This window comes from Archangium sp. (genome assembly GCF_036388035.1).
Classification (GTDB): Bacteria; Myxococcota; Myxococcia; order Myxococcales; family Myxococcaceae; genus Archangium.
Genome location: NZ_DASVSO010000016.1, coordinates 1 through 5747, shown reverse-complemented (window position 1 = coordinate 5747; position 5747 = coordinate 1). Strand labels below are relative to the sequence as shown.

Below are 5747 nucleotides of genomic sequence, written 5' to 3'. Positions count from 1 at the left end.
CTCGACATCCTGGGCCTCCTGCACCACGTCACGCGGGTTCTCCACACGCTCCTCCTTCAGCTCGGAGACGTGCACGAGGCCCTCGATGCCGGGCTCGATCTCCACGAAGGCGCCGAAGTCGGTGACCTTGGTGACCTTGCCCTTGACGCGGCTGCCCACCGGGGTGCGCTCGGACAGGGTGTCCCAGGGATCCGGCTGGAGCTGCTTGATGCCCAGGCTGAAGCGCTCGTTCTCGACGTCGATGTTGAGCACCACCGCCTCGACCTCATCGCCCTTCTTGAACATCTCGCCCGGGTGCTTGATGCGCACCGTCCAGGAGATGTCGGACACGTGCACCAGGCCGTCCACGCCCTCCTCGACGCCGACGAACACGCCGAAGTCGGTGACGTTGCGGATCTGACCCTTGATGACGGAGCCGATCGGGTACTTGTCCTCGAGCATGGTCCAGGGGTTCTGCTCGATCTGCTTCATGCCCAGCGCGATGCGCTTGGCCTTCGGATCGATGTCGAGCACCACCGCCTCGACCTCCTGGCCGACCTCGAGCACCTTGCTGGGGTGCTTGAGGCGCTTGGTCCAGGACATCTCGGAGACGTGCACGAGACCCTCGACGCCCTGCTCGATCTCGATGAACGCGCCGTAGTCGGTGATGGAGACGACCTTGCCCTTGACGCGGGTGCCGACCGGGTACTTCTCGTCGGCGCGGTGCCACGGGTCCTCCTGGATCTGCTTGAGGCCCAGGCTGACGCGCTCCTGCGCGGGGTCGAACTTGAGGACGACGACGCGAACCTCGTCACCCACGTTGAACATCTCGCTGGGGTGACCGATGCGGCCCCAGGACATGTCGGTGATGTGGAGCAGGCCGTCGATGCCGCCGAGGTCGATGAAGGCGCCGTAGTCGGTGAGGTTCTTGACCACGCCCTTGAGGACCGCACCCTCCTTGAGGTTCTTGAGGGTCTCCTTCTTCATCTCCTCGCGCTGCTTCTCGAGGAGCACGCGGCGGGAGAGGACGATGTTGCCGCGCTTCTTGTTGAACTTGATGACCTTGAACTCGAATTCCTTCGAGATGTACTGGTCCAGGTTGCGCACGGGGCGGATATCCACCTGGCTGCCGGGGAGGAACGCCTTCACGCCGATGTCGACGGACAGGCCACCCTTCACGCGACCCACGATGGTGCCCTTGACGATCTCATCGCGCTCGCACGCGGCGCTGATCTCGTCCCAGATGCGCATCTTGTCGGCCTTCTCCTTGGAGAGGACGACCATGCCGGTGTCGTTCTCGCGGCTCTCCAGGAGGACCTCGACCGGGTCGCCCGCCTTGACGGAGACCTCGCCACGAGGGCTGGTGAACTCGGAGATCGGAACCTGGCCCTCGGACTTGTAGCCGATGTCGACGATGGCGTAGTCCTTGGTCACCTGAACGACGGTGCCCTTGACGATCTCGCCTTCCTTGAGGATGCCCTCGCCGCCACGCTCCTTGAGCGAGGCCTCGAACATCGCGGCAAAATCCTCGTCGCCAACATCTCCGATCTGCTGGTTCACATTCTGCTGCATGAGATTGAGAGTCCTAACTGGTACTGCTGCCCCCGGTTGTTGACGGCCGCCACTCGCGGGGAGCTACGAGTGGTGCGCGATCCCTCCCCCACAATGGGGGCGAGTCGAAGCCGCGCACCCTAGACACCGGTCATACCGGCAGTCAAGCGAGCACGCGGTACTTGTTCATAGTCCTGATAATGCTCACTGGTGGACCCGACACCCCAGGTCCCCCAGCGCCCTCGTCCGGCAGGCAGGAAGTCACCTGCCCTCCCCGACCCGCCGCGGATTCAAAGGTGATGCTCCATGACTCCCCGCGCCATTGCCTCGGCGCATGAGACGCGGGGGGTCCAGTGGCTGCTTGCCCGGGTACCCGAGGGGGCGGGCGTTCAGTCCAGCAGCTTGAACGTCTCGCGGGCGATCACCATCCGCTGCACCTCGCTGGTGCCCTCGTAGATGGTCTGCACCCGGGCGTCGCGGAAGTAGCGCTCGACGGGGAACTCGTCGATGTAGCCGTAGCCACCGTGGATCTGCACCGCCTTGTCCACCGCGCGGTTGGACATCTCGCTCGCGTAGAGCTTCGCCATCGAGGCTTCGCGGGTGAACGGCTTGCCCTCTTCCTTGAGGTTCGCGGCCCGGAGCGTCAGCAGCTCGGCCGCCTGGAGCTCGGTGGCCATGTTGGCCAGCATGAAGCGCAGCGCCTGGAAGTCGCCAATCGGCTGACCGAAGGCCTTGCGGTCCTTCGAGTACCGGATGGAGGCCTCGAGCGCCGCCCGCGCCACGCCGCACGCCTGCGAGGCGATGCCGATGCGCCCACCATCCAGCGCGATCATCGCCAGCTTGAAGCCATCCCCCTCCTTGCCCAGGAGGTTCTCCGCGGGGATCTCCATGTCCTCGAAGGTGAGGCCCACGGTGTTGGACCCGCGCAGGCCCATCTTGTCCTCGTGCTTGCCGACGTGCAGGCCCTTCGTCCCGCCCTCGACGATGAAGGCGGAGATGCCCTTGCCGCCCTGCCCGCCCGTCTGCGCCCACACCACCATCACGCCCGCGTAGGCGCCGGAGGTGATCCACTGCTTGCTGCCATTGAGGACCCACTTGTCCCCGCGGCGCACCGCCGTGGTACGCATGGCGCGCGGATCCGAGCCCGCGTGCGGCTCGGAGAGCGCGAACGCGCCCACCACCGCCTCGCCCGAGGTGATGCGCGTCACGTACTTCTCGCGCTGGGCCTCGGTGCCGAACTTGTGGATGAGCTCGGCGCACATGTTCGTGACGGCCATGGCCACCGAAGTGGAGGCGCACGCGGCCGCCATCTCCATCATCGCCAGCGCGTAGGAGGTCGTTCCCGCCTCGGCGCCGCCGTACTGGGCGGGGATGGTGACCCCCATGAGGCCCAGGGAGGCCAGCTCCTTGAAGAGCTCGGTGGGGAAGATCTCCTCCTTGTCGAATCTGCGCGCCTGGGGCGCCACCCGTTCGCGCGCGAACTTGCGCGCGGTGTCGCGGATGAGCGTCTGCGTCTCGGTGAGCTCGAGGTTCACGGGGGGCGTCCTACTTGATGGCCTTGAGGTTGAACGGATACTCGATGGGGTACTCGCGCCCGTCCGGCGGCTGCGGGAACGTGATGCTGGAGAGCACGTTCACCACGCACTCGTTCAGGCGCGCGTTCTTCAGCGTCGTGCCCGCCTTCGACACCTTGGCGTTCCTCACGAAGCCGTCCGGCGTGATGGTGAAGGACGTCAGGATGCGTCCCTCCTCCACCTTGTTGCCCTTCGTCGCGAGGATCTCCTCGTAGCACTCCTGGATGTCGCGCGCGTAGTACGTCATCACCTCGCGGATGGAGTCCGGGCTGAAGGGCATCCGGGACACGTCCGGGGGCTGGGGCCGGGCGGGCTCCGCCTTCTTCTTCTCCTGCGCGGGGGCGGTCGCCTCGGAACCGGCCGGCTTGTCGGCCGCGACCGTCTTTCCGGGCGAGCCCTGCGCGAACGCCAGGCCCGACCCGAGCAACACCGCCACCGCGATCAGGGAACGCTTCATGGGCAATTCGACTCCTCAGTCCTTCAGCAGGTTGGCCGAGATGACGATGCGCTGGATCTCGCTCGTCCCCTCGTAGATTTCCGTGATGCGCGCGTCGCGCACGTGGCGCTCGGCGTCCATCTCCTTGGAGTAACCCATGCCCCCGTGGACCTGCAGCGCCTTGTTGGCCACGCGGCTGGCCATCTCGCTGGCGTACAGCTTGGCCATGGCGCTCTCCTGCGAGTGGCGCACGCCCTTGTCCTTGAGCAGCGCCGCGCGCAGCACCAGCAGCCGGGCCGCGTCGATCTCCGTGGCCATGTCCGCCAGCATGAACTGGATGGCCTGGTGCTCGCGGATGGCCTTGCCGAACGTCTTGCGCTCGCCCGAGTAGCGCACCGCCTCCTCGAAGGCCGCGCGGGCGATGCCCAGCGCCTGCGAGGCGATGCCGATGCGCCCGCCATCCAGCGTGCTCATGGCGATCTTGAAGCCGTCGCCCTCCTTGCCCAGCAGGTTCCTGGCCGGCACGCGCATGTCCTCGAAGAACATGCTGCAGGAGTGCGCCGCGCTGATGCCCATCTTCTTGTCCGGCTCGGCGCGGGTGAAGCCCGGGGTGTTGGTGGGCACCAGGAAGGCGGAGATGCCCTTGTTGCCCGCCTCCTTGTTCGTCATCGTGAAGAGCACGATGGCGTCGGCGCGCGGGCCGTTGGTGATCCAGTTCTTCGAGCCGTTGATGACGTACTCGTCACCCCGGCGCACCGCCGTGGTCTTCTGCGAGGCCGCGTCGCTGCCCGCCTCGGGCTCGGTGAGGCCGAAGCAGCCCAGCTTCTCGCCGCTGGCGAAGGGCTTGAGGAACTGCGCCTTCTGCTCCTCGGTGCCGTACTTCATCACCGGATCGCAGTAGAGCGAGTTGTTCACGCTCATGATGACGCCCGTGGAGGCGCAGCCCCGGCTGATCTCCTCCATGGCGAGCGCGTAGCAGACGTTGTCCAGGCCCGCGCCGCCGTACTGCTCCGGCACCGCCACGCCGAGCAGCGCCAGCTCGGCCAGCTTCTTCACCGCGTCGCTGGGCCACTGGTGCGTCTCGTCCCACTTGCGGGCGTTGGGGGTCAGCTCGCGCGCGGCGAACTCGCGGCACATCCGCTGGATCTCGCGCTGGACGTCGCTCAGCTCGAAGTTCATGGCACTCCTGGTGGGGTAAGGGCGCAGTGGTACATAGTACGGGGCAGAGGCCCCGGGAACAGCGATTGCAAGAGGAGCGGGCAAGCGCCGGTTGCCGCGCCCATTAGCGGACGCGCGCTCGCCCACCCCCTCCTGCCCCGGCCTACTTGCCGGTGAAGCCCGCCGGACGCTTCTCCAGGAAGGCCTTCATGCCTTCCTTCTGGTCCTCCGAGCCGAAGAGCACCGCGAAGCCCTGGCGCTCCAGCTCGTTGGCCGCCCGCAGGTCCTGGTCCGCGCCGAACTCGATGACGCGCTTGGCCTGGGACACCGCCAGGGGGCCGTTCTTGAGGATCTTCCCCGCCACGGCCTTGCAGTGGGCCAGGAGCTGATCGGCCGGGAGCACGTCGAGCACGAGGCCCACCTCCTTGGCCTTGGCCGCGTCCAGGCGCTCGCCGGTGAAGACGAGCTCCTTCGCGCGCATCTTGCCCACCACGCGGGTGAGGCGCTGCGTGCCGCCAAAGCCCGGGATGACGCCGAGGCTCACCTCGGGCAGCCCCAGCTTCGCCTTCTCCGAGGCGTAGATGAGGTCGCACGCGAGGGCCAGCTCGCACCCGCCGCCGAGCGCGAAGCCGTTCACCGCGGCGATGGTGGGGATGGGGAGCTGCTCGAGCGTCTGGAAGGCGCGGTGGCCCAGGGCGGCGAACTCGCGCGCCTGCGCCGCGGTGATGGACGCCATCTCGGAGATGTCCGCGCCGGCCACGAAGGCCTTGTCGCCGCCGCCCGTGATGATGAGCGCGCGGACCGTGGGGGGCAGGGAGTTGAGCGCGGACTCGAGCTCCTGCAGCGTCTTGCTGTTGAGGGCGTTGAGCGCCTTGGGGCGATCGATGGTGAGGATGGCGATCGCGTCCTCGGTCTCCAGCCGGATGTTCTCGTAGGCCATGGGGGAATCCTCAGGGGGGAAGACGGTGACAGGAACCCTCACCCCGTCCCTCTCCCGGAGGGAGAGGGGTGTTGTGGGAGAGGATGTCCGCGGGACCTTCTGCGAGACC

The 5747-nt window shown here is 67.2% G+C and carries 5 protein-coding genes; all 5 read right to left on the bottom strand.

The genetic code is table 11. From position 1 onward, the window contains the following. Positions 1–1551 (bottom strand): 30S ribosomal protein S1 (locus VF697_RS00650; RefSeq protein WP_331091195.1); only part of this gene is annotated, 1551 nt, incomplete at its 3' end. A gap of 368 nt (positions 1552–1919) precedes the next feature. Then, positions 1920–3065, bottom strand: a complete 1146-nt coding sequence (locus VF697_RS00645; RefSeq protein WP_331091193.1) for an acyl-CoA dehydrogenase family protein — start codon at positions 3063–3065, stop codon at positions 1920–1922. Positions 3066–3075: 10 nt separating this feature from the next. Beyond that, positions 3076–3561, bottom strand: coding sequence for an AgmX/PglI C-terminal domain-containing protein (locus VF697_RS00640; RefSeq protein ID WP_331091191.1), 486 nt, complete (start codon positions 3559–3561; stop codon positions 3076–3078). Positions 3562–3576: 15 nt separating this feature from the next. Continuing rightward, positions 3577–4719 (bottom strand): acyl-CoA dehydrogenase, encoded by a 1143-nt coding sequence (locus tag VF697_RS00635; protein WP_331091189.1) that lies wholly within the window; start codon positions 4717–4719, stop codon positions 3577–3579. 142 nt (positions 4720–4861) lie between these two features. Continuing rightward, on the bottom strand, positions 4862–5638 hold the full coding sequence (locus tag VF697_RS00630; protein ID WP_331091187.1) for an enoyl-CoA hydratase/isomerase family protein: 777 nt from the start codon (positions 5636–5638) through the stop codon (positions 4862–4864). Positions 5639–5747: the final 109 nt, after the last annotated feature.